The sequence below is a fragment of the Hoyosella rhizosphaerae genome (assembly GCF_014643175.1).
GTDB lineage: Bacteria > Actinomycetota > Actinomycetes > Mycobacteriales > Mycobacteriaceae > Lolliginicoccus > Lolliginicoccus rhizosphaerae.
In genome coordinates this window covers 1-1,681 of record NZ_BMJH01000012.1, presented here as the reverse complement: position 1 = coordinate 1,681, position 1,681 = coordinate 1, and the positions used below count along the sequence as shown (strand labels likewise).

Sequence of the window (1,681 nt, the reverse complement as noted above, 5' to 3'; positions counted from 1 at the left end):
CCGGTTCGCCGTCTGTGTTGGTGCGGTCGGTGGAGTTGCTGAGCCTGGTGGAGCGGGAGTTGGTTCTTGCTGGGTGGCAGGTGCCGGGTTCCGGGTGTGAGCGCACGTTGGTGGAGTGGTTTGAGTCGCAGGTCCGGTTGGGTCCTGACCGTGTTGCGGTGCGGTGCGGTGGTGTGTCGTTGACGTATGCGCAGTTGGATGGTCGGGCGAATCAGGTGGCGCGGTTGTTGGTGGATCGTGGTGCGGGTCCGGATGTGTTGGTGGCGGTTGCGACGTCGCGGTCGGTGGATGTGGTCGTGGCGATTGTGGGTGTGCTCAAGTCCGGTGCGGGGTATGTGCCGGTGGATGTGTCGTATCCGGCGGAGCGGATTGCGTTTACGTTGGGTGATGCTGGCCCGGTGGCGGTGCTGACGACGGCGGATGTGGCGCAGGGGTTGCGGGCGTCGATTGCGGAGGGTTCGGCGGTGTTGGCTTCGCAGGGCCTTTCGGTGCCTGCGGTGCCGGAGTTGCTGGTTCTTGATGATGAGCGCACTCGGTTGGAGGTGGAGAGTTTCACTGATGGTGTGCTCTCGGATTCCGATCGTCGTGGGGTGTTGCGGCCGGAGAATGTGGCGTATGTGATTTATACGTCGGGTTCGACGGGGCGGCCCAAGGGTGTGGCGGTGACCCATGCCACGGTGGCGACGTTGATGGCGAACACGGCTGGTTTGTTTGATGTTGGTCCTGATGATGTGTGGTCGTTGTTCCATTCGTATGCCTTTGATTTTTCGGTGTGGGAGATCTGGGGTGCGTTGCTCCATGGCGGCAGTGTGGTGGTGGTGGACTATTACACGTCGCGGTCGCCTGCGGATTTTGTGGAGTTCGTGGTTGCTGAGGGTGTGACGGTGCTGAGTCAGACTCCGACGGCGTTTTATCAGTTTGTGGAGGCTGAGCGGGCGCGTGCCCAGGCGGGTTCTGAGGCTGGTGGGTTGGCGTTGCGGTATGTGGTGTTTGGTGGCGAGGCGTTGGATTTGTCGCAGTTGGGGCGGTGGTATTCCCGGCATGATGAGGGTGCGCCTCGGTTGGTGAATATGTATGGCATCACCGAGACCACGGTGCATGTGACTCATCGTGAGCTCGATCGGGAGTTCGCGGCGTCGTCGTCGGCGTCGGTGATTGGTCGGGGTATTCCTGGTTTGCGGGTGTTTGTGCTTGATGGGTGGTTGCGTCCGGTGCCGCCGGGGGTGACGGGTGAGTTGTATGTGGCGGGTCCGCAGTTGTCGCGTGGGTATGTGGGGCGTGCGGATTTGACGTTCGGTCGGTTTGTGGCGTGCCCGTTTGGGGTGTCGGGTGAGCGGATGTATCGCACCGGTGATGTGGGTCGGTGGAGTGTGGATGGGGAGTTGGAGTATTTCGGGCGTTCGGATTCGCAGGTGCAGTTGCGTGGGTTCCGGATTGAGTTGGGTGAGGTTGAGGCTGTGTTGGGCCGGTGTGCTGGGGTGGCGCAGGCGGTGGTGTTGGTGCGGGATCATGCGGTGCTGGGTGAGCGGTTGATTGGGTATGTGGTGCCCGAGGTGGGTGCCGTGGTGGATGAGGCTGAGGTGTTGGCGGAGGTGTCGGTGCATTTGCCGGTGCATATGGTGCCGTCGGTGGTGGTGGTGTTGGGGGCGTTGCCGTTGACAGCGAACGGCAAACTCGACCG

The 1,681-nt window shown here is 62.2% G+C and carries 1 protein-coding gene; it reads left to right on the top strand.

Translation table 11 applies throughout. The annotated features are described in order from the left end of the window. Positions 1 to 1,681: amino acid adenylation domain-containing protein (locus IEW73_RS16460; protein WP_188678032.1), on the top strand; the 1,681-nt coding region annotated here is incomplete at both ends.